The sequence below is a fragment of the Methanobacterium aggregans genome (assembly GCF_017874455.1).
GTDB lineage: Archaea > Methanobacteriota > Methanobacteria > Methanobacteriales > Methanobacteriaceae > Methanobacterium_C > Methanobacterium_C aggregans.
The window spans coordinates 97,986-118,858 of the sequence record NZ_JAGGLN010000003.1; the positions used below are offsets into that span (position 1 = coordinate 97,986).

Annotated in this window: 24 protein-coding genes; 5 read left to right on the top strand and 19 right to left on the bottom strand. The window is 40.1% G+C overall.

The annotated features are described in order from the left end of the window. Nucleotides 1-10: 10 nt before the first annotated feature. The gene (gene purL, locus J2756_RS05570) at nucleotides 11-2,173 is read left to right on the top strand and encodes a phosphoribosylformylglycinamidine synthase subunit PurL (RefSeq protein WP_209583447.1); all 2,163 of its coding nucleotides are present in this window, start codon (nucleotides 11-13) and stop codon (nucleotides 2,171-2,173) included. Continuing rightward, nucleotides 2,154-2,738, top strand: a complete 585-nt coding sequence (locus J2756_RS05575; protein WP_245315953.1) for a diacylglycerol/polyprenol kinase family protein — start codon at nucleotides 2,154-2,156, stop codon at nucleotides 2,736-2,738. The genes purL and J2756_RS05575 overlap by 20 nt, the downstream gene beginning before the upstream one ends. Before the next feature lie 126 nt (nucleotides 2,739-2,864). Here the strand turns inward: J2756_RS05575 and J2756_RS05580 are convergent, their stop codons facing one another. The 8 genes from J2756_RS05580 to J2756_RS05615 form a co-directional block, all read right to left on the bottom strand. Next, entirely contained in the window at nucleotides 2,865-4,004 is a 1,140-nt protein-coding gene (locus J2756_RS05580) for an ABC transporter permease (protein WP_209583450.1), read from the bottom strand. Between the two features lie 333 nt (nucleotides 4,005-4,337). After that, nucleotides 4,338-5,039, bottom strand: a complete 702-nt coding sequence (locus tag J2756_RS05585) for an ABC transporter ATP-binding protein (protein ID WP_209583451.1) — start codon at nucleotides 5,037-5,039, stop codon at nucleotides 4,338-4,340. Between the two features lie 10 nt (nucleotides 5,040-5,049). Further along, nucleotides 5,050-6,135 (bottom strand): ABC transporter permease, encoded by a 1,086-nt coding sequence (locus tag J2756_RS05590; protein WP_209583453.1) that lies wholly within the window; start codon nucleotides 6,133-6,135, stop codon nucleotides 5,050-5,052. Nucleotides 6,136-6,230: 95 nt separating this feature from the next. After that, nucleotides 6,231-6,428 (bottom strand): helix-turn-helix transcriptional regulator, encoded by a 198-nt coding sequence (locus tag J2756_RS05595; protein ID WP_209583455.1) that lies wholly within the window; start codon nucleotides 6,426-6,428, stop codon nucleotides 6,231-6,233. A gap of 109 nt (nucleotides 6,429-6,537) precedes the next feature. After that, nucleotides 6,538-6,954 (bottom strand): hypothetical protein, encoded by a 417-nt coding sequence (locus J2756_RS05600; protein WP_209583457.1) that lies wholly within the window; start codon nucleotides 6,952-6,954, stop codon nucleotides 6,538-6,540. Nucleotides 6,955-7,144: 190 nt separating this feature from the next. Beyond that, nucleotides 7,145-8,326, bottom strand: coding sequence for an ABC transporter permease (locus tag J2756_RS05605; RefSeq protein WP_209583460.1), 1,182 nt, complete (start codon nucleotides 8,324-8,326; stop codon nucleotides 7,145-7,147). Nucleotides 8,327-8,416: 90 nt separating this feature from the next. Continuing rightward, nucleotides 8,417-9,334, bottom strand: a complete 918-nt coding sequence (locus tag J2756_RS05610; RefSeq protein WP_209583461.1) for an ABC transporter ATP-binding protein — start codon at nucleotides 9,332-9,334, stop codon at nucleotides 8,417-8,419. A 197-nt stretch (nucleotides 9,335-9,531) separates the two neighbouring features. Continuing rightward, nucleotides 9,532-10,137: a cadmium resistance transporter gene (locus J2756_RS05615; RefSeq protein WP_209583464.1), complete on the bottom strand. Its 606-nt coding sequence runs from the start codon at nucleotides 10,135-10,137 to the stop codon at nucleotides 9,532-9,534. 538 nt (nucleotides 10,138-10,675) lie between these two features. Here J2756_RS05615 and J2756_RS05620 point away from each other — a divergent pair. Both J2756_RS05620 and J2756_RS05625 read left to right on the top strand, forming a co-directional pair. Continuing rightward, complete coding sequence (locus tag J2756_RS05620; RefSeq protein WP_209583465.1) at nucleotides 10,676-11,887, top strand: molybdopterin molybdotransferase MoeA; 1,212 nt, start codon at nucleotides 10,676-10,678, stop codon at nucleotides 11,885-11,887. Between the two features lie 98 nt (nucleotides 11,888-11,985). Further along, entirely contained in the window at nucleotides 11,986-13,149 is a 1,164-nt protein-coding gene (locus tag J2756_RS05625; protein WP_209583467.1) for a site-2 protease family protein, read from the top strand. A 105-nt stretch (nucleotides 13,150-13,254) separates the two neighbouring features. Here the strand turns inward: J2756_RS05625 and J2756_RS05630 are convergent, their stop codons facing one another. The 9 genes from J2756_RS05630 to arsM form a co-directional block, all read right to left on the bottom strand. Continuing rightward, the gene (locus tag J2756_RS05630; protein ID WP_209583468.1) at nucleotides 13,255-13,425 is read right to left on the bottom strand and encodes a hypothetical protein; all 171 of its coding nucleotides are present in this window, start codon (nucleotides 13,423-13,425) and stop codon (nucleotides 13,255-13,257) included. Nucleotides 13,426-13,448: 23 nt separating this feature from the next. Continuing rightward, nucleotides 13,449-13,769 (bottom strand): DsrH/TusB family sulfur metabolism protein, encoded by a 321-nt coding sequence (locus J2756_RS05635; RefSeq protein ID WP_209583469.1) that lies wholly within the window; start codon nucleotides 13,767-13,769, stop codon nucleotides 13,449-13,451. Between the two features lie 39 nt (nucleotides 13,770-13,808). Then, nucleotides 13,809-14,429 (bottom strand): (Fe-S)-binding protein, encoded by a 621-nt coding sequence (locus J2756_RS05640; protein ID WP_245315954.1) that lies wholly within the window; start codon nucleotides 14,427-14,429, stop codon nucleotides 13,809-13,811. Between the two features lie 25 nt (nucleotides 14,430-14,454). After that, complete coding sequence (locus J2756_RS05645; RefSeq protein ID WP_209583470.1) at nucleotides 14,455-14,817, bottom strand: DsrE family protein; 363 nt, start codon at nucleotides 14,815-14,817, stop codon at nucleotides 14,455-14,457. Between the two features lie 4 nt (nucleotides 14,818-14,821). Beyond that, nucleotides 14,822-15,169, bottom strand: coding sequence for a DsrE/DsrF/TusD sulfur relay family protein (locus J2756_RS05650; RefSeq protein WP_245315955.1), 348 nt, complete (start codon nucleotides 15,167-15,169; stop codon nucleotides 14,822-14,824). Between the two features lie 289 nt (nucleotides 15,170-15,458). After that, complete coding sequence (locus tag J2756_RS05655; protein WP_209583472.1) at nucleotides 15,459-16,130, bottom strand: DUF166 domain-containing protein; 672 nt, start codon at nucleotides 16,128-16,130, stop codon at nucleotides 15,459-15,461. Between the two features lie 128 nt (nucleotides 16,131-16,258). Next, nucleotides 16,259-16,654 carry a putative zinc-binding protein gene (locus J2756_RS05660; RefSeq protein WP_209583473.1) on the bottom strand — a complete coding sequence of 132 codons (396 nt, stop codon included), beginning with the start codon at nucleotides 16,652-16,654 and terminating at the stop codon, nucleotides 16,259-16,261. 8 nt (nucleotides 16,655-16,662) lie between these two features. Then, entirely contained in the window at nucleotides 16,663-17,034 is a 372-nt protein-coding gene (locus J2756_RS05665; protein WP_209583475.1) for an ArsR/SmtB family transcription factor, read from the bottom strand. A 50-nt stretch (nucleotides 17,035-17,084) separates the two neighbouring features. Then, a complete protein-coding gene (arsM, locus tag J2756_RS05670) occupies nucleotides 17,085-17,852 on the bottom strand; it encodes an arsenite methyltransferase (protein WP_209583477.1) in 768 nt (255 codons plus the stop codon). 255 nt (nucleotides 17,853-18,107) lie between these two features. Between arsM and J2756_RS05675 the strand changes: the two genes are divergently transcribed. Further along, complete coding sequence (locus tag J2756_RS05675; RefSeq protein ID WP_209583479.1) at nucleotides 18,108-19,457, top strand: FAD-dependent oxidoreductase; 1,350 nt, start codon at nucleotides 18,108-18,110, stop codon at nucleotides 19,455-19,457. A 225-nt stretch (nucleotides 19,458-19,682) separates the two neighbouring features. On the opposite strand, the gene J2756_RS05680 is transcribed toward J2756_RS05675, so the two are convergent. After that, nucleotides 19,683-20,294 carry a rubredoxin gene (locus J2756_RS05680; protein WP_209583488.1) on the bottom strand — a complete coding sequence of 204 codons (612 nt, stop codon included), beginning with the start codon at nucleotides 20,292-20,294 and terminating at the stop codon, nucleotides 19,683-19,685. A gap of 42 nt (nucleotides 20,295-20,336) precedes the next feature. Continuing rightward, nucleotides 20,337-20,753: a ferritin-like domain-containing protein gene (locus tag J2756_RS05685; RefSeq protein ID WP_209583491.1), complete on the bottom strand. Its 417-nt coding sequence runs from the start codon at nucleotides 20,751-20,753 to the stop codon at nucleotides 20,337-20,339. Nucleotides 20,754-20,873: the final 120 nt, after the last annotated feature.

Genomic DNA, 20,873 nt, shown 5'->3' on the forward strand with positions numbered 1-20,873 from the left:
AGGTGATAAAATGGCTTTAACAGATGCTGAATTGGAATACGTTAAAAAAGAACTTGGAAGAGAACCCAACTCCCTTGAATACGGGATGCTGGACATAATGTTCTCAGAACACTGCTCCTACAAGAGCAGTCGTCCAATACTGAGATTGTTCCCAAATGAGGGGGAAAAAGTTATCCTGGGTCCGGGAGATGATGCAGGAATAGTTGAACTTACAGATGAACTGGCACTGGTCATTGGAATGGAAAGCCATAACCACCCATCTGCAATCGAACCTTACGGAGGTGCAGGAACAGGTATCGGCGGAATAATAAGGGATATCATATCAATGGGTGCTAAACCAGTAGCCCTGCTTGATTCACTCAGATTTGGATACCTTGAAGACCAGAAATCTCGTTACCTCTTTGAACATGTTGTTAAGGGAATATCAGATTACGGTAACAGGGTTGGAATCCCAACTGTTGGTGGAGAAGTGGAGTTCGATGATAACTTCAAATCCAACCCCCTTGTAAACGTTGTTTGCGTGGGACTGGTACGTAAAGAGGAGATAGTTCTTGGAGTAGCACCAAACATTGGAGATGTCTTCGTTCTTATGGGTGGACGTACAGGTCGTGACGGAATCCACGGTGTGACCTTTGCATCAGAGGAACTCACAACCAAATCTGAGATTGAGGACAGGCCTGCAGTTCAGGTTGGAGATCCATTCACCAAGAAGCAGGTTATGGAGGCAACATTTGAAGCCCTTGAAAAGATCGATGTTCAGGGACTCAAGGACCTTGGAGGTGGAGGTTTAACCTGCTGCATCTCAGAAATGGCTGCAAAAGCTGAAAACGGTGCAGTTGTTGAACTCACGAAAATACCACTGCGTGAAGAGGGAATGACACCCTACGAAATAATGCTATCAGAATCACAGGAGAGAATGGTGTTTGTTGTACGTTCTGAAGATGTGGATGCGCTCATGGCCATATTTGATAAATATGAGCTTCCTGCAGCTGCCATAGGTACTGTTACCGATGATGGACAGTTCGTTATGACTCAGGATGGAAAGGTTATCTCAAAACTTCCATGTGAACTTCTTGCAGACCCACCATCTGTTGAAAGGGAAGCACTTGCACCATCATCTGCCCCTGAAGTTGTTGAAGTTCCTGATGTTCCATTTGAAGATGCCCTCTTAAAACTTCTGTCATCCGAGAACATTGCAAGTAAAAAATGGGTTTACAGGCAGTACGATCACGAGGTTCAGGTAAGAACCGTTGTTAAACCTGGAGACGACGCTGCAGTAATGAAGGTTGATGATGAAAAGGCATTTGCAATCACTTCAGACTGCAACAGCATTCACACCAAACTTGACCCGTATCATGGAGGTGCAGGTTCAGTTGCAGAGGCCATAAGAAACGTTGTGTCAATGGGAGCTGAACCCATCTGTATAGCGGACTGTTTGAACTTCGGAAACCCTGAAAAACCGGAAGTATTCTGGCAGTTCAGGGAATGCGTCAAGGGAATGTCGGACATTGCGAACAAGTTTAAAACACCCGTAATAAGTGGAAATGTGAGTTTCTACAATGAAACAGAGGGAGTAACCGTTAATCCATCACCAGTTGTTGGTGTTGCAGGATCCATGGATCTGAAGGACATAAGAACTTCGGAGTTCAAAACTGAAGGGGATGAAATCATTGTTATCGGCAAAACCCAGCCAGAACTTGGTGGATCCGAGTATTACAGATCTGTGCACGGGGTAGTGGCAGGTAAAGCACCGAAAGTCCACATTGACCAGGAGTACAGTTCTGCAATGGCGGTACTTGATTTGATAAGAAATGATGATGAAGGCAACGTAACTGCTGTGCACGACTGTTCTGCAGGAGGGCTGGGAATTGCACTCTCTGAAATGGCAATTTCAAGTGGAACAGGAGCATTCATTGACATATCCAAAGTTCCAGTTGAAGCAGACATGGACATCACTGAAATGCTGTTCTCTGAGTCCCACGGTCGTTACATAGTCACAGTTAAAGCAGATACTGCAGATGAAGTAGTTAATAAAATAAAATCCATGAATGTTGAAGCTGCAGCTGTGGGAAAGGTTGGTGGATCCATGCTCATCCTAGATGAAAAGGTTGAAATCGCGGTTTCAAAACTTGAAGAATATTACAGTGGAGTTATTGAAAAATTCATGGCATGATGTTATGAAAAAAGAACTCTGGAGACAGCTAGTGCATGCATCCGGTGTTTTCATAGTCTTACTTGGATTCTTGGTCAGTCCCGAGGTTTTAATACTCCTCTGTATTGCCCTTGTGGTGCTGGCAGAAACCCTATTTCAGCTTGACAAATCCCACCACATACCCCTTTTTTCAACCATGCTAAGCAATTGTAAAAGAAAAGATGATGAAAGGGGATTTGTCTACTTTTTTATTGGAATAATAGTTACCATATACCTTTTTAAATTTGACATGGGCATTGTTAACGCTGCAATACTCATCCTGCTTTTTGGTGACTCCGCCTCAACCATCATAGGGAAGCGCTTCGGAAGACATAAATTACCATTTCAGGAAAAAAAGACGTTCGAAGGCAGCATATCCTTCTTTATTATTGGCTCTTCACTGGCAATTACACAACTACCCCTATTACCTGCAATTTCAGGAGCATTCTTCGGAGCAGTTACAGAGGCTTACAGTCCAGTGGATGATAACATTCCCATTCCCATCGTATCCGCCCTTGCAATAAGTTTAATCATTTACATACTCTGATCATGTGCACATTCATATATCCTAAAAAAAACAGGTTCTAACTCTTTTTCATTGTTTTAATTAGTTTTATTGGAGATAGTAATTTTTTACTTGAAAATTTTAATTAAAAATCAAAAACTACTTCAATCAAAGCCTAATTGCCCTTTCATGCCTGAAGTACCTTACAGTTAACAAAAACAAAACTACTGCAATGATGACTGTTGGGGCTGCATATAATAGTGTTTTGAAGTTTAATACTGGTGTAGATGCGAGTTTAACCATTAAAACCGTTGGTATGAAGTTCAGTATGACTTCGAAGTAGGGGGCCTTTATAAAGAGAGGCATGAAAAGGATGAAGGTTGCAAATACGAGTACAATTGTTATTGCAGAGTTTGCTTCCTTTGTACTGTCAACGAACATGGATATAATTATTCCAATGCTTATAAACCCTAATCCAATGAATAACAGGATGAAAAAGAGGGTTAGAGTGTTGTATATTGGAACCCGGAGTAGGTCAAGTAGGAATATCCAGGCCATACTTTGAAGCAGTGCAAAAGAAAGGATTGGTAAGGTTTTCCCGAAAATTACCATTGTATTTGATATTGGTGCCATTAACAGAACCTCAAAGGTTTTTCTTTCACGTTCCCCCACTATGCTGTCTGTTACTATATTGCTTGCAAGGAAGAGGGGCAGTAAAAGAATGAAGGGTACCAGGAATCCGTACATGATCTCAACGAAGTAGGGGCTGTTGAGTGCCAGTCCAGAACTTTCCTTCTCGTTAACAGGTACAACGTTTAAGTTAACCATGTTCTCAACCTTCTGGATCTGTGAAGAGTTGAGTCCTGCAGATTCCAGTCTCTTATCTGTTTTAAATTTAACGATGGCATTTGATACCTTGGTTGAAATAACTGGATAGAAAACATTGGCTGTGTTGAAATCAACAGTCACGTTCTGTTCTGGTTGGGGCGAAACTTCAATAACAGCCACTAATCTGGTTCCAAGAAGTTCTTTGGCCTGATCCAGATCCTTGTAGTAGTAAAGATTCACATTCTGAGATTCAAGGTCTTCTGCAAGTGTTGAATTCCTTAGATCCTCTGAAATTCCAACCTTAAGAGCTTTGCTAGGACCGTAATCATCAAGAAGTGCTGGATCCGATACAACGGAACTCATGAATGCCAGACCGAATGCACCCAAGATTATGAAAACCTGAACAACAATTACCATGAGGTATATCTTGTTTTTAAGTATATCCTGGGATTCTTTTTTTGCAAGGGCCATTATTTTCATGTTACACCTGAAATTCCGGGTTTTTATTGGATTTTTTTTGAATTGAAATATTTTTATTCAATCTTCTGAATGCACTTCCGTTAGATGTTTAGTTTTTTGTTTAAATGGTTTATGAACCTTATGAAACTGTGGAATTTGAAGATCGTTTCCTCCACTGGAAATTCTGGGTAATTTTGAGAACTTCAATAATTGAGAACTTCAATAAGATAAATATTATTGAAATCTTTTTATTGAAATCAGTTCTTCTATTGAAGTTAGTTCTGATTAAAGATTCTGATTGAACAAATCAAAAGAAAAAAAAGGAGAGATTTGATGGAAGGATAATAAATGATTTTATCCAACCATATTTCCATCCCTCATCTGGATGATTTCATCTGCAAATTCTGCAGATTCCATGTTGTGGGTTACGATTACAACGCTTACTCCTTCCTTTTTATTCAGATCTTGGATTGTCTGCATTATGATTCGTGCATTTTTGGTGTCCAGTTCTCCTGTGGGTTCATCTGCAAGTATTATGGACGGATCATTTATAAGAGCCCTTGCAATTGCCACCCTCTGCTGTTCACCACCAGAAAGCTGTGATGGAAGTTTGGAGTATTTTCCCTCAAGCCCAACTTTATCCATGATGCTCTGGGCTTTTGAAGGATCCTGTTTAAGCATTGGCAGCATCACATTCTCCAGGGCCGTTAACTGGGGTAGAAGGTTGAAACGTTGAAAAACAAAACCTATCTCTCTTCTTCGAAACATTGCCTGTTCTTTTTGAGAGAGTTTGCCTGTTTCCTTTCCCTTGAGGAGGAATGTCCCCCTTGTGGGCATGTCGAGTATTCCTGCAACGTGCAGGAGTGTTGATTTACCGGAACCGGATGGCCCCATTATGGCTGTGAAGGAACCAGTTTTTAGGGAAAGGTTTAATCCTGCAAGGGCATTTATTTCCTCATCACCCATCTTGTAAGTCTTCCAAACGTCCCTGAATTCTATTATATTTTCAAAGGTGTTTTTTGAAGATTTTTCAGAGTCTGTACTTTTAGAATCCATTTTCATCACCTCATTCATTCCTCAGTGCATCAACAACGTTCAGCCTTGAAGCGCGCCATGCAGGATAAAGACCTGCTAAGATACTCAATACAGTGGCACCAACTATCACAACTCCAACAAGCCATAATGGAAGCATATAGGACAGTGTGATACCCTCCATACCTATCTGCTGGGAGAAGAGTATTATTGCAAGTTCAAGAAGGGCTGCAGCAACAACAACACCTATGACCGCACCTATAAATCCTAAGAGTCCCGCCTCTGTGAGTATACTGCCCAGTACTTCCCTGTTTGTGAATCCTATGGCTTTTAATACTCCAATTTCCTTAGTTCGTTCTGTTACGTTAACCAGCATGATGTTAACTATACTTATGAGTCCAACTATCAATCCTATGCTGGCTATTGCACCTATGAACAGTAAAAGTCCACTCATCATCTCATCTATCTGTTTTGTGAAGTCTGATTTTGTAAGGGCAGTTGTGCCATCAACCTGGCTTTCCACAGCACTCTTAACTGTTTCTGGATCGCCTTTAACATTTGCTGTTATGGTTGAAACCTTGTTGTTGTTGAGTGGAAGGGCCTTGTCAACGTCCATGATAACCACCCCCATTCCAACGCCTTCACTGGTTGTTCCAGTTACAGTGAATTTCTTGTCTTTGATGGTTATATTGCTTCCAATTTTGTATCCAAATGTATCCATGAGCTCCTTGTTGATGACAACACCTGTGGTTCCGCTGACATTGACCTGAGTCCAGTCGTTGAGCCCCACCACCATCAAGGGCGTTCTGTTCATGGTGGTTGTGAACTGGGTTTCTTCCTTGATGTTGTAAAGCTGAGACATGTTCTTTATCTTTGAAACAGCCTCTGAACTTAGATATGAATCACCTGTGGATCCCATGAAGGCCCCACCAGTGCTGTTAACTATGGAAAGGTCTCCACCCATTGCATTGGTCTTCTCCTTCATGTAAGATGTCATTCCGGAGCCAAATCCTATGAGAAGTACCAGGGTTGCAACACCTATGACAATTCCAAGCATGGTCAGGGCACTTCTGAGTTTTCTTCGTCGAATGTTTTTCAGTGATAGTTTGTAGAGTCCCATTTTCTTACCTCATAATCATATAAGTTAAAGAATTTTTATTATTTAATCATGTTTACGTTTATAAAAATCTAACTACGCATTTAAGATCTAACATGCTATGCTTCCAGATCAAAGACATCCTCTATGTGCTCTTTTTTAAGTGCTTTGGTTATTTTATAAGCCAGAATTAGGGACGGGTTATATTTACCACGTTCCAGAGACACTATGGTTTGCCTGCTCACATCAACCATGTCTGCCAACTCCTCCTGAGTCATTTTAAGCTCTTTTCTGTATTCTTTTATTTTGGTTTTCATTTCTCTTAGGAATTATTCTTTTTTTTAAATTAGGAATGGTAATATGAGATTATTTAAATATTTACATTATCTAAAGTATAAAAACTATAAATAACGAATTATTTTAATTTTAACCATCTCTATGCAATTTATACCTTGTAATACTACCTATAATTCCTCCTGCAAATACTGCCAAAAGGATCAATCTGTATAAATTCAGTTGATCAATGTTGAAACTGGATGATACAACCAAAAGTACAGCCAGAGCTATTATCATGCCCCAGGCTGTGTTTCTCATGGATAATGAGTATTGCATCTGTTCCCTTTCATCAAACGATTTTACATTTGCAATTATTCCATCCATAAACAGGAATAAAAACATCCCTGTGATCAATACAGTGTTTAAAAGATTTTGAGGTAACAGCATACCCACAAAAATCAGAGATAAAGTGCATATCATGTAAAGAGTTCCCTGCCACGGCAGTTCATAGCTCCAAAATCCTTTTCTATTCCTTTTTTTAAACCATTCTGGTTTTGCAATAACCAATGTTAGACCTCCCAAATTGTACACCTATAAAATGTAAAAAATATATTACATATAATGTAAGAAATATATTACATATAATGTAAGAAATATATTACATCATATTTAAAAGTTTTGATTTTGTAAAAAATATATTACATAATTGCGTTTTCAAAAAATAAATAAAAAAAAGCAGTTACAAAGAAGTTTCAGTTCAAACCTTTTTAAAGCTGATCAGATCCCATAGCAGCCTTAAAATTCCGGGACGAGGTCCAAATACAACATCGTCCCTCCTGAAGAGTTTCACTGCAATCCCATAGGATAGAACACTGAATATAAATGCGAATAAAACTGTAACAGCGTAATCCCCTATGGGTATGACATCACCCGAGAAGAGTCTCATGACTATGGTCATTGGAGATATGTTTGCAAGAGTGGATCTGGTTGATAGATAGGCCAGAGCAGGTACTGCAAGAAATCCCGCTACCCCAATGTAAAGGATACTTATTCCAATGCCTGCTTCCTTGTAATTCTTTGCATATACAGATAGAGCTGTTGTTATACCAACTATAGGTACCGAAGCCATCAATATGAAAGCGTATACCATTAAAGGATTTTTTATCCCAAATCCGGCTAGCAAAAGAATTGTTATCCATATCACAACCTGTAGAGCTATTAAAAGAATGGATGCTATGCTCTTTCCAATTATGATATCTGCATGTGACATGGGCATTGCTATCAATATTTCAGCAGTTTTACGCTCTTTTTCACCCACCACGCTGTCCATTATGATGTTTCCAAAAAGAAGGATTGGAAGGAATAGTATGATGGCTATCATGACCTTGTTTATTATCTGCAGGGGTAAGGACTCACCAGATGATTGCTGTTTAAAGTTCTGTGTTGATGTGTTTTGAGGGCTTAGGGAATTCACCCATGATGCTGTGATGGCTGTGGACATGATCCTGGAGGTTGAATTAACTTCATCCAGTACAACAACACTTTTCGGATCACTGTAGTCCAGGTAGAGGTTCAAGGTTACGGGCTCCATTATATTTATACTTGCTGCAGCATCATCTGGAACCATGAGAAACCCAGTTGTTCTCCCCCTTTCTACTCTTTTTATGGAGTTATTATAATCAGATCTGATTATATCCAGTATTTCAGGATTTATTCTATCTATGAAGAGTCCAGATTCATCATGAACATCAAGGGATGCGAATCCTGAAAGTGAAGGTGTGATTGAAATTCCCTCTTCAGATTCCATGTTCGCAACGAAGGAGTTGAAGACAACTATCATTAGGAGAAGGACGGAAATCTGGAGGAGGAATATCATGAGGAATTTTCTGCTTGAAAGGATTCCCTTAAACTCCCATTTGGCTATGGTTGTGAAATTCATGTCTTTAACCTATCTTAAGTTGCTCGGTGCATTTGATATTGTTTCAATTTCAAATATTCCAATTCAGAGACACCTTTAATTATTTACTGACTATTTAACAGTGTTTATGAATACATCTTCCAGTGTGGGTTCCTTGGTATTTACAGATACCAGTTCTTCACCGAAAACATCTACTATTCGTGAAATATCCTTTCTTGAGTTGAGTGATACTGAAAACTCGTTTCCATGAATTGAGAGAGAATCAACAGAGCTGAAACTTCTGATACTATTCTCATCGATTGATTTGGGATTGTTGACCTTGACCTTGAGGATTATATCCCCATGTACCTTGGATTCAAGGTAGTCCGGAGTTCCCATATCTATTATCTGACCCTTGTTAACGATTGCAACCCTGTCGCATAGGGATTCTGCTTCATCCATGTAATGGGTGCAGAGGATTATGGTTTTATCACCCTTGAGCTTTCTTATAAAGCCCCTGATCGTGTTTGCAGTGGCGGGATCCAGGCCCATGGTAGGTTCATCAAAGATTATAATTGGAGGATCATGTATCAGAGCCCTTGCAATGCCCACTCTCTGACGAAGCCCCTTTGAGAAGGTGTTTATCTTGTCATCAGCCCTGTCACTCATCCCCACAAGTTCCAGAAGCTCCTCTATCCGGGGTTCTATTTCCCCCTTTGGAACTCCGTAAAGTTCCGCAAAGTACCTTAAAAGCTCCCTTGCCTTGAAGCGTTCATAGAGGTTGGGTTCCTCTGGCAGGTATCCTATCATGGATTTTATCTTTATTGGATCTGTGTGGATGCTGTGACCGTCAACCACAACATCACCAGAGTCTGGTTTGAGTACGCAACAGATTATCCTGATTGCAGTGGTTTTACCCGCCCCATTGGACCCTATTATTCCAAGAAGCTCACCCCTACCTATCTCAAGATTTAAATCATTAAGCGCTTTTATTCTGCCGAATGACTTTGTAAGGGAATCTATTTTTATCATTACATCTTCTGAGCCCATTTTACCCCCTACTTCCCACTTATTCTTGTAATATCTGATTTTTTGGATCTTGAATCATCTGCTTGAATGTGATCTTATAATCCACTGATCTGAACTTAATTGATACTTGGTTGAAATCCCTTAAAAACTTGGTTTAATATTTCTTGGCCATCATGTAAAATCCAACAATGAGGATTCTGAAAATTGATAAGAAGGGTTCACAAAAACTCCATAATTCCACCTGCAAGTATCATGAAACCTAAAGCTATTAAAACAAATGGCAATATTATATGACCGTATTTATCTATTTTATTTCCTAAAAATCTGTTTCCAACCATTAAACTGGCTAAAATACACCATATTCCCACCATAACCATGAAAAGCATGCTTACAATGAGGATCTGACCTGTTTCCATACCTGCAAAGAGGGGTGCGTAAACCCCCAAATTATCCCCACCGTTAGTAAAGGTCACAACTGCAACTTGAAAAACGTTTCTCCATGAACCTGAAGAAGAATCATTTTTCAAAGCAGGGCCCTCCCTTTCCATGTTCTCATGATTCTTTACATCCAGAAGTTTTTTAAATCCTATTAAAACTGGGAAAATTCCAAGAAGGCTGATGAAGTAGGATGGAACAATGAACTGGAGGAAATAAGCTGTGCTGCTTATCAATACAAGAGATAAAAATCCCAGGTACTGTCCAATAACGATGGAGTTTTTTTCATGTTTTCCTGCTGCGAAAAAGAGCATCAAAACAAATAAATCATCGATGTTGGTTGCCACGAAGGCTGAAATTGCAACTAAAATCATAGCAATAATTTCCATGAAAACACCTTTTTTGCTGTTAAAAAGCTTTAATTAAAGTTTGAATCCTTAAATTTAACTAAAGAGATGGATTAAATATTGTTATGACACCAGAGTTGGGAAACTCTGACTGATCCGATCCTTTGATAGCACCTCACTTGGACACATACATCTTCCAGTGAAGATCTCTGTATTAAATAAAAATTATCCTTCATAAAATATAGGGATCAAGGTTTTTCTTGAATTTGGTTGGGTTTAGTTTCATGTAAATGTACAGAAAATCATAGCAGGCCAACCCTTTTTTTATTTCTAAAATCTCAATTGTATGAGGAAATGATCTCCAGGATCCCATTCTACACTTTTTTTTGTTTGGAAAAAACTTCTTGTGAGATAGACCAATATCCGCCAACAACAATATTTAAACCATGCTACATATTACATTTAAGAAATAGAACTAATGAACATTAACAGTAAAAAAAGAAATTAAAAGACCTAAAATCATTACAGTTACACTTAAAAATCATTACAATTACAGCTTACAAACATCAAGAGAGTTATCATGTTTCTATCTGAATTAATATCTGTGAAAAAAGCCTTCAATATCATAAACCCCTTAAACCCCGTTGATATTGAAGAAATAACCCTTGAAGAGGCTTACAGGAGAGTGCTTGCAGAGGATGTGAAATCCCTTCTATCTTCACCTCCATTTGACAGATCAGCAATGGACGGTTATGCAATACAGGCTGAAGACACCTTTGGATTTTCAGAAAGCCAGCCTGCACACCTGAGGATAGTGGACAGGATTGGAGCAGGGCAGATGTCAAATGTTACACTGCAAAGCGGTGAAGCCGTTAAAATTGCAACAGGTGCCCCAATACCCAGCGGAGCTAACACTGTGGTTATGGAGGAGTACACTGTTGAAGATGGAGATGAACTTGACGTGGAAATGTCCTTACCCCCTGGAGAGAATGTAAGTCTCTCTGGAGAGGACATAAAGAAAGGAGACAAGGTTTTAAAAGTAGGACAGATTTTAAGACCCCAGGACCTTGCAATAATTGCATCATCAGGATACGACTCTGTTAAGGTATTCAGAAAGCCCAAAATTGGAGTTATAATCACCGGGAGCGAGCTGGTATCTCCAAGATCAGAGCTAAAGGGTGCAGAAATTATAAATTCCAATCATTACACTGTTAAGGCCCTTGTTGAAAGTACGCTGGCCCTTCCAACCCTCACACACTGCGTGGACGATGAAGAGCTTGTTGAGGAGACCATGATGCAGATGCTTGAAACCCATGACGCTGTGATAACAACTGGAGGAACCGCAATAAGTAAGGGAGACGTGGTTGTGGATGTTGCAGATAAACTGGGAGACGTTTTGATACATGGAGTTGCAGTGCGGCCTGGAAAACCCTTCGGATTTGCAAAAATTCAGGGTAAACCTGTTTTTATGCTTTCAGGTTATCCTGTGGCCACAATGGTCCAGTTCGATGTTTTTGTAAGGCAGGCGCTGGAGATGATCCAGGGAATACACAGGGAGTTCCCAGTTGTTAGGATGAAGGCTGGAAGGAAGATACCATCAAGCCTTGGAAGAACAGATTACATCCGGGCAAAAACTGATGGAGAAACTGTAAGTCCCCTTAAAATAAGTGGTTCTGGCATCATCAGGTCAATGGTTGAATCTGATTCCTACGTTTTGATAGAAGAAAACCTTGAAGGTCTTGAAAAGGGTGAGAATTGCGGGGTCATAATGTATGATTCGTTAAGGCTTTAAAAATGATTCAATTGGATATTTTACAAAATTATGATTATAAAATTAATGAGGGATGAATAGAATAAACTTAAAAATTTTTCATCCTAAAAGGTGATGTTTTGAACGCTTTATGGTATTACGCTATTGGATTTGTTCTTGTATGGGTCTTGGCCCTTTTGTTCAGGAAACAGTTGAAGATCGACATACACGGCCCCTTACTCATGCGACGAACCAAACGATTAAGGGGTTTTATTGATTCTGTTGCCCAGAAATCTCCCAGATTCTGGCGATGGAGTATGAACATTGGAATACCCGTTTCTGTCTTTTTCATGGGACTCATGCTCTACGGAATCATAATGTCCATTCAGTTGATGTTTCAGACACCAACAGTCGGTATAGTGCTTCCTGGAGTGGATATTCCCGGTTCTCCAATTTACGTACCTCTGGGTTATGGAATCATTGCTATGGCGGTTCTTATGGTGGTTCACGAGTTCGGCCATGGTATCCTTGCACGTGTTGAAGGGGTTCGAATAGATTCAATAGGTGTTTTACTCCTTGCAGTACTCCCAGGAGCATTCGTGGAGCCAAACGAGGAAGACGTTGGAAAAAGCAGTAGGATGTCAAAGCTGAGGATATACACAGCAGGTTCCATGTTTAACGTAGGAACTGCCATTGTAGCTTTTCTCATAGTCATGGCGTTAAGCACTTTCGTCATTGCCCCCTCGTTCCACAGCGATGGAATGCAGATAACTAGTGTTGTTCCAGGAAGTCCCTCAGTTGGTACCCTGACAGAGGGGATGGTGATCCAAAGCATCAACGGTTATTCCACCAGCAACGTGGCAGAGTATTACAAAGCCATCAACCACACAAAAATAGGAAGCACATTAACCTTCAATACAGATAAAGGTGTTTACACAGTTAAAGCAGGTGTTAGTCCAAGTAATTCCAGCAAAGCCTACATTGGAATAAGGAGTCAAGAATATCTGGTTGTTAACAGTGGAGTTTCGGATACATTTGGAAATCTGGTACCCTGGATCGTTTTCCCACTGAAGGAACTTTTCTACTGGATATTTCTGCTGAACCTGCTTGTGGGAACCTTCAACCTGCTTCCAATGAAACCCCTTGATGGTGGATTGATACTTGAAGAAATCTTAAGCTACAAGCTCTCAGAAAAACATGTTCATTTGATAATGTCCAACATGTCATGGATCCTTATAGCAGTGGTTTTGGTGCTGGTAGTGTACGGAACAGTACCGGGAATAATGAAGATGGTTGGAGCTTAAAACTTAGATCATCCCCCAAAATTAGATCAAACTAATTTTTTTTATATTTTTTAAAAAATAAAAATTGAATGATGTTTTAAATGTTTAAGACGTCCAAAGTTTTTTTTATCTGCAATCAAAACATACATCATCTTCTCTGTTGGTTGTGAACATCCTGCCGCAGCGTTTGCATCGGACCCTCCTTAGAAGTTTCTTCCTTTTAACGGCCCGTTCCTGGCACTGACATCGAACTCCAACCATTTTCTTTGATCTGGAACCCTTGGATTTTCTTTTCATAATAACTCACTCTTTTATGGATTTTAGAAACTCAGAACCTGATCCAGTTCCTCCATTATCTCATGAACCATTTCATGGTAACCTTGCATAATTTTAACCCCTTCCAAGATCTGATCCTCTTTGATTCCACGTGCAGTTAAGTCATCCAGCAGTGCCTTAACCCTGGAATTTTCTACTATCTTGGGTGAAAGACCAGATTTATGCCCCTTCCTTGCACAGTAAACTCCATTTCCAATTAAGTAGAGGGTTATCTCATCCCTTGCAACGTAAATATTTGCAAGGTTTAAAAAGGTTTCAAAACCTGCTTCTCCGGTTGTTCTGGTTACTATGAATCCAACGTGCATAAATCCACCTGATATCCAAATAACATTTTTAAATAAGTTTTAAGGTTTCCATCCCATGCTCTGCATCATCTCCAGGCCCAGAACTTCCTCAAGGCATTGAACCTTCGATGTGTTCCATGGTTCGAAGAGTTCCGTGCATAAAGGGAGTTCAACATCTCCAGAGAGTAGTTTAAGTGCGAAAGCCATACAGGTGACCTCCCCACACAGCTGACAGTTGGTCTTGGGAAGGCAGTCGTAGATTGCAAGGGGCCCCAGTTTTGAGAGCTTTTTGCGGATTTTTTGGGGGTTAGTCCTGTTTTTTCCCTGAATCTCAAGGTAGGTTTCGTTTATAACCCCTGCAACATCTTTGATCACATGAATGGCCTCTTCTTTGTCAACTGTTTTGTTCATACTCACCTTTCCAGAGGGATAAAGAGTTACAAGGCGCTGATGTATGGATAGTGTGAGAACGTTCTTTTTTTCCAGGTAGTTAACCTTTCCAGGAGGATATTTAGTTACAAGAGAGGGAATAACCTGGCCAATTTCCTTATCAAATTGCATGAGTACCCGGACCATGTTTTCAGCCACCACACATGGCCTTATACTTTTTATGGTAACCTCTCCAACGAGTGGAGCCTCAGAAAATAGTGTGTACCTGATATCTTCCATATCCACCTTCATCCCTCCAGCAGATACTTAAACCCATTCAGATCTTTAAAAATGATGTTCCATGGGTTTTAGATTTAATTATCTCGTAGAGTTCTTCATCATCCACGGATTGAGCTGCCTCAACCAGATCATCCTCAATTATTCCCCTATCCTCCATTGATTTTTTATGAACGAATAAATTTCCTTCAGGAAATATCAGATAGGTTAAATCCTCCACACAGGGGTATTTGATGGTTTCTTCAGGTTTCTGACCTTCCAGTGCAGCGTAAACTCCATCCCCTGTAAGCAGAACATCTGCATTCAGTTCCCTGTTTAGACATGCAATTGCAATGTAAACCCCGCTGAATGCATCTTCCCAACCGTAAGGTGCCTTGTCTATTATTATAATCACGTGATCCATGGATTCACCCCAGACTGATCACCTTATCACTTTCTTTAACCCATTCAGGTATGTCGTAGACGTTGGTTATTTTAACACCTTTTATGTAGGGTTTTTCTGTGCAGCTGTGTCCCCTTGCAGTTGCACATCTAACGCAAACCCTCACATCTGCCCCCATTGCGATGAGTTTTCGGAATTCATGTGCAACGTTGGGAAATGAATGGGGATTCTGTTCTTTTTTAGGGATGTGTGTTGCATCCATGTAAAGAAACATGTTAACCCCGTATCCCATTTTAAGGGCACTTTTCGCCATGTTGTATGCAATATCAGCGTATTGTGAGCGGTAAGGTCCCTCAGTCAAGATGATTGTCATGATCTTTCCTCCACCCTCCTCAGGAACCATCCTCTCTTTCATGTTATTATTTTGGGTTGATCTTGAATAAATAATTGTCCATGAATAATAATGAGCAATTTAATTTGATAAATGGATTTATGACCTTTAAAAAAGATTTAACCCTTAAAATCATCATGGAAAGTACAATTAACTTTTATTATGATTTTTATTAGCATAAAAAGAAAGTGTAGTTTAGAATTAATAAAACTATTCAATGTAAGAAAAGGGGCATTTCAATCCAATGTGCTCCAGAGTATTGGGCTCTTAGCTAATTATAATTCTTCTCTTTTTTCTTTAAAGCCTTTTCAATGGCTTCTTCAAAGGCATCTCTATGGAAGTTGGCTGCCATTTCCTTTTTACATTCATCATCTGTAAATAGGCGCATTTTTGGTGCTCTGCAGGGGTAGTGCTGTATTCTAAGACCTGCCTTTATAGCTAAACCTTCAATTTCTTCTCCAACCATTTCATCTGCCACGAATCTGGTGGATCCGCAGGGTGAACACCTTAAAACTTCAACACTTACAACTTTACCATCCTCCACCTTCGCATCAACAACTGGTCTTCCGAATTTGGAAACAAACTCGTCATAGATAGGATCACCATTTTCTTCGAGGTCGCACATGTTTTCAGGGCATGTGACATTGCCAAATCGTTCTACCTGATTTTTGAATCCTTCACCCCTCCATGCCCCCACTATAATCCACCCAACCTTATCATGAAGCTTTTCAACAAGTTCCAGTGTTAAATCAGGGTGTAAAACGTAGGTTATGAGCAGATCTGCCTCTTCAAGTTTTTCCAGTTCCTTCTGAGGCACTTCAATTTCATCCATGAACATGGAAGCTGGAGGTTCAAGTTCCACAAAATCACATTCAAATTCTTCTTTTATGGTTTCATATGCCCTTTCTCCGTAGGGGCCGTCTGTTACTATGGCTACCTTCAAAATACACTCCCCCTCTGCATTATCCTTAATCCAAACTCAATATTTAAAATCCAGAACCACATCTTAAGAGTTGGGTATCCGCTTATTGTCACATGCCTATTTTATTATAAAAAAATTGATCCAACAGTTTAATCTAAAGATTTTAAAGTCTTTTTAATGGATTTTTTAACTGCTTCCACGGATTTTTCACCTTCATCATCCAACCTGCATACATCTGTTGGTTTCAATCCAGCTTCGTTAAGAATGTCTATGGCGTCGAGGGTTTTAACTGGTTCAACACCCTTCTGTTTGAGTATCTTATTAACACATGCCCCATCACAGCCGTTTATGGCCACGATCGGATATTTTTTTATGAGACCCCTGAATCCTTCCCTATCTGCTGCTGTAGCACCCATACATATTGAGATTACATTATCAGATTCTTTTACTGTATCTGCTACTGCAACCCTTGCAACAAGTCCGTAGGGACTCATTCCACTGCATGCAGCCACTGCTTTTTTGTTTTTAGATTTAGCTTCCGACATAAAATTCCCTATCCTTGAACTGTTTCAATCATAACATTTATTTCCTCAATTAATTTATCATCTGAAAGCCTGTAGTGTATCCAAACACCTTCTTTACGCCATTTTATGAATCCTGCATTTTTTAGGATGTTCAAATGGTGGGATATGATTGATTGGGGTTTTTCCAGGACGTATATTATTTCACAGACGCAAAGCTCCCCCTCTGCCAGGAGGTGGAGTATTTTGAGTCTTGTTGGATCTGAAATGGCCTTGAAAACATTGGCCATGGTTTGAAACTCATCAACAGATGGTAAAGAGTTTAATATCATCCCTAAATTATTTATCTGTTCTGCACAGGGCCTTACTTCATTATTTTCATCTTTGATCTGGCAGTTCTTCATTTTTCATACCTTGATTTTTTAATCCTACGTTCTTAATCCTATCTAACTCTTTATTTAACAGCCTTTACCTGTACGCTTATGATTTTGGTTACAAGACGCTCATCCATGTTGGGTTCTGTGAAGAAATGTTCCTCAACAACTTCCACTTCCCTGAATCCTGCATTTTTAATTGTATCCAGGTAATCCTGTTTTTCCATGGCCCCAGCTATGCAGTCAGACCATGCCTGAAAGCTTTTACGTATTTCTTCAGGTATTTTCCCTTCGGTGACAAGATCCGAAACCAGTATTCTGCCGCCAGGCTTTAAAACCCTGAAAACCTCTGAGTATGCGGCTGCCTTATTTGGTGTTAGGTTTATGACACAGTTACTTATTATAACATCCACACTATCATTTTCAACGAGTAGATCCTCTATCTCACCTAATCTGAACTCCACGTTGGTGTAACTGCCTTTTTCAGCAGTTTCAACTGCCCTTTCGATCATGCCCGGTGTCATGTCCACCCCTATGACCTTACCACTATCTCCAACCTTCTGGGCTGCAAGAAAAACATCAATTCTTCCACCAGATCCAAGATCTAGGACTGTTTCACCTTCTTCAATCTCTGCAAGTGCTGTTGGGTTGCCACACCCCAGTCCAAACACTGCTTCTTCTGGAATACTTCCAAGCTCTGCTTTTGTGTATCCTGCAGCCTTTGCCTGCTGAATTACTGAACCTGCACTGTCGCCCCCACAACAGGAGCATTCACAAGAGGATTCTTCCTTGGTTGCGATTTTTGAGTAACGCTCTTTAACAGCTTTTTTAATCTCTTTATCCTTCATTTTTAACATCCCCTAGAATTTTATGCAATTTTTATGATAAAACATATCCTGATTTGAGATCTTTTCTAAACTTCAAAAAATCCCTGAAGTCATTCCATCTTAATTCTATATATCTAAATTAATGGATGTATAAATGTTTCTTGAAGAAGGAGTGGGATTTTTGTGAAAATATTGTTTGATGAATCAAACTTTTTATACCTTGAGAAATACAGAAATTCATCTGTAAGTCTTGATGCAAAAAGGTGGAAAAAATAAATGAAAGTTGTTGTAATAGGTGGCGGAGCCGGCGGGCTTACCGTGGCCTCAAACATAAGAAAATATGATTCAGATGCAGAAATAACCGTTATAACAACGGACAGCCATGTAGCATACTCTCCATGCGCCATACCCTACGTTTTAGGTGGTGAAATAGGATCCTTTGAAGATATAATAATGCACGAACCCGAAGACTACAAAGAAAAGGGTATAAACATTATAACAGAATCAAAAGTTCATAAAATTTTATCAGATGAAAACAAAGTGGAGTACCGTGTCAAAGAAGACGGAAAAAACCTTGAAAAAATTGAGGACTACGATTACCTTGTAATCGCAACTGGTGGATCTTCATTCATTCCTCCAGTGGAGGGAGTTGATCTTGAAGGTGTTTTCAAGGTCCGAACCATTGAAGATGGAGAAAAAATCAAAGAATGGGCTAAAAAGAGCAGTAAAGTTGTTGTTATCGGAGCTGGAGCCATAGGACTTGAAACCGGCTGCGAACTCAAACAGTTGGGACTGGATGTCACCGTGACTGAAATGCTGCCACAGATACTTCCAAGGTCTTTGGACCCAGATATGGCACTCAAAGTTCAGAACTACATGGAAAAAGAGGGAGTCAAGGTTGTTCTGGGTAAACCCGTTGAAAAACTCATTGGTGAGAAGAGGGTTGAGAAGGTGGCTGTTGGGGAGGAATTGATGGATGCAGACATGGTTATAATGGCCACAGGTGTGCGTCCACGCATATCCCTTGCAAGTGAAGCAGGTTGCAAGATCGGAAGATGGGCAGTAGAAGTTAACGAAAAAATGCAGACATCAATTCCAAACATCTACGCAGTTGGTGACTGTGTTGAGGTGCACGATGCAATAACAGGTCAGAACACCCTTTCACCCTTCGGAACAACTGCAGTGCGTCAGGGAAAAGTTGCAGCCAAGAACATAGCCGGTAAAACTGCCAGTTTCAGACCTGTTTTGAACTCCGTGGTTTCAAAGATTGGCAAACTGGAACTTGGAGCAGTTGGACTCAGCGAAACAACAGGTGACCTCAGTGGAATACCAACCGTTGCAGGAAGAAGCAGCGCCCTGACAAGGGCTAGGTATTATCCTGGCTGCAAACCCATTGACATCAAGCTCATATGCAACAGAGAAGGCACCATAGTCGGCTGTCAGATCATAGCAAAGGAAACAGTTGCAGAGAGGGTAGATACCATGTCAATAGCCATAGCCAAACAGGTCAAATGCGACGAACTGGTTTCAATGGAATTTGCATACGCCCCACCAGTTTCAATGGTTGTTGACCCAGTTGTGCTCGCAGCAGAGGATGCCTGTGAGAAACTGAAAAATTTCAAATAAAACTATTAAAAAACCAATCTTCAAGGTTTTTTTTATTTATTTTTTAGTAATTTAGTTTAATTTTAGGGCAATTTCTAGTTTTTTTAAAAAATTAAATTTAATTAATATTCAGCACATATTAACGATTAAAATTAGTTTAAACTAAAAATTAAAGGTTTTATGTCGTTATGTGCTTTCTATAAAAAAGAGTAGATTGATAGGATTTAAAAAGATAGGATAAGGAATTTAAACCTTTGAAACTGGTTTAAGAGTTATTTTATGGCCGTAACCGCTCTTTTCTTTGTTTATTCTGTACCTGTATCCCGTAACTTCTTCCAAAGCCACAGAACTTGTGTTGGTGTAGGGGCAGGTTGTTATGAGAACGCCCTGGTCTTCAAGTTGTTTGCAGAGCCCAAAAAATCTGCAGTTTTTAACTGTGAGTTCAACCTCCCCTTCATGCACTTCGTATTCCATGTCCCTTGCAAACCTGTGCATGTCTATGAAATAGGTTTTAACAGATTTAAGTGCAGATTCCGGATTGTTGAATTCCATATCTGTTTTTTTAAGTTCCTTTAGAAAGGTTCTTCCGATCTCACGGGTCACTGAGTAGGATCCCCTTCCAGATATTGTCCAGAGGCCACGGGTAAGGGCCAGAACCATGAGGTTGAGGGGCAGCTCCCCCTTTGGGACTTCGGTTTTATCTTCTATTGGCTGAAGGCATTCCTTTCCAAGTCCACAGATAGGACATGCCCAGTCTTCAGTAAGGTCTTCAATGGAAAGTCCTGCTTCAAATCCATGTTCTGGATCCCCTGTTTCTGAGTCGTAGATGTAGTGGCAGATTTCGCACTCGTACTTCATTGTAACACCAGATGATCTAAAAAAAAAGTGAATGAAAGATATTTAGAAGTACCTTCCAAGCAGGCCCTTCAGCATCTTTGCGTGCCTTCCCTCGTCACGGGAACTTTCATCAAAGAAGTCGTGGGCAGGGTCTATGTTGTTTTCCTTTGCCTTAGTTGCAGCAGCCTTTTTCTCGTTGTTGGCCATTGTTTCACCTTCAAGCATCATTTCAAGGTTTTCCTTGAGAGTCGGTTTGATGATTCCGTTCATCTCTGCGAAGTGGGCTGCATGGTCTGCTTCCTCATAGGCTATTCTTTTAAGAACCTCTGCAACCTCTGGAAGTCCGTCCCTCTGGGCCTGTCTTGCCATTGCAAGGTACATTCCAACCTCTGCACATTCTCCCTGGAAGTTTGCCTGAACCTCTTTTTCCAGCTCTGTTCCTTCTGTAATTCCCATTTCATGTTCGTTTATAATTTTCATAGTTTTTTCCTCCTCTTAATTTAAATAATCCGTTAATATTTTATTTTATGTAAGATCTGGACGGAGATTAGTTCTGTCTTTCTCCGTCCTGATCTCGGCGGTATCAATTCAGCGACTAAC